This is a genomic window from Streptomyces sp. SID12501 (assembly GCF_010550245.1).
Classification (GTDB): domain Bacteria; phylum Actinomycetota; class Actinomycetes; order Streptomycetales; family Streptomycetaceae; genus Streptomyces.
On the sequence record NZ_JAAGLU010000107.1, the window covers coordinates 1 to 1,330 of the forward strand.

1 protein-coding gene is annotated in these 1,330 nt (G+C 65.0%); it reads right to left on the bottom strand.

The genetic code is table 11. The features are described 5' to 3' along the window. Window positions 1–27: 27 nt before the first annotated feature. A protein-coding gene (locus G3I71_RS44620) for an IS3 family transposase (RefSeq protein WP_164324582.1) occupies window positions 28–1,280 on the bottom strand; the annotation gives its coding sequence in 2 pieces (ribosomal slippage) (window positions 28–998 and window positions 998–1,280; 1,254 coding nt in all). Window positions 1,281–1,330 lie beyond the last annotated feature (50 nt).

Consider the following 1,330-nt stretch of genomic DNA (forward strand, 5'->3'; position numbering starts at 1 on the left):
TGAACCGTTCCGGGTTCGATAGAGATCTCAGATGTTGGGTGTGACCTGGGGTTTCGTGGTGTTGAGGTAGTGAATCGCTTCGTACTCGACGGGCGGGATGTGCCCTATCTCACCGTGGAGTCGGCCGTGGTTGTACCAGTCGACCCACTCAGCGGTGGCGAGCTCGACCTGGGAGAGCGTTCGCCACGGCCTCCGGGGCTTGATCAACTCGGTTTTGTAGAGCCCGATTGTCGATTCCATCAGGGCGTTGTCCAGGGCGTCCCCGACCGAGCCGATGCTCGCTGCGATGCAGGCGGCGTCGAGGTGTTCGGCCAGCTTGAACGACGTGTACTGCGACCCGGCATCCGAGTGATGTATCAACTCGCCACGAATATAGGGGTGTTGATCGCGGTCACGTTGCCACAAGGCCATCTCCAGCGCGTCCAGGACGAGCCGGGTCTCCTTCGTGGTGGCCGCCGACCAACCGACGAAGCGGCGCGAGAAAGTGTCCACGACGAAGGCGACGTAGACAACGCCGGTCCAGGTCGCCACGTGGGTGAAGTCTGCGACCCAGCAACGGTTCGGTGCGTCGGCGACGAAGTCGCGGTCGACCAGGTCCGGCGCCCGGGGTGCGGAGGGGGCAGGGATCGTGGTGATCACCTTCTTCCCGCGGACGGCGCCGGTGATGCCGAGTTCGCGCATGAGGCGTTCGACGGTGCAGCGGGCCACGGGATGGCCCTGTCGGTTCAGGTGCCGCCAGATCTTCCTGGCGCCGTAGACGCGGTAGTTGGCGTCGAACGCCTCCTTGATCAGGGGCTTGAGTTCAGTGTCGCGGACGGTGCGGGCCGCGGGAGCGGCCTGGCGTTTGCGGTGGGCGTAATAGGTGGAGGGGGCGATCTTGCAGTCGTGGTCGGTGAGGACCCGGCAGATCGGCTCGACGCCGCCGAAGCGGCCCTTGCACTCGTCGATGAACGCTACGAGCGTGTGTGTGGCCGGTCGAGCTCGGCCGCGAAGAAAGACGCTGCCGCCTTGAGGATGTCGTTCGCCCTCTTCAGCTCAGCGTTCTCCTTCTTCAGCCGCTTCAGCTCCGCAGACTCATCCGTCGTCGTGCCCGGCCGAGCGCCGGCGTCGATCTGGTCCTGCCGCACCCACTTACGCAGCGTCTCGGTCGTGCCGATACCGAGCTTGGCGGCGACCGCCTTCATCGCGGACCACTCGGTGTCGTACTCCGGCCGCACCTCGGCGACCATGCGGACGGCTCGTTTGCGCAGCTCAAGCGGGTACCGGGAAGGACGTGCCATGACTCGATCCTCTCAAATGATCGAGTCCCTACCGAACCCGGAACGGTTCA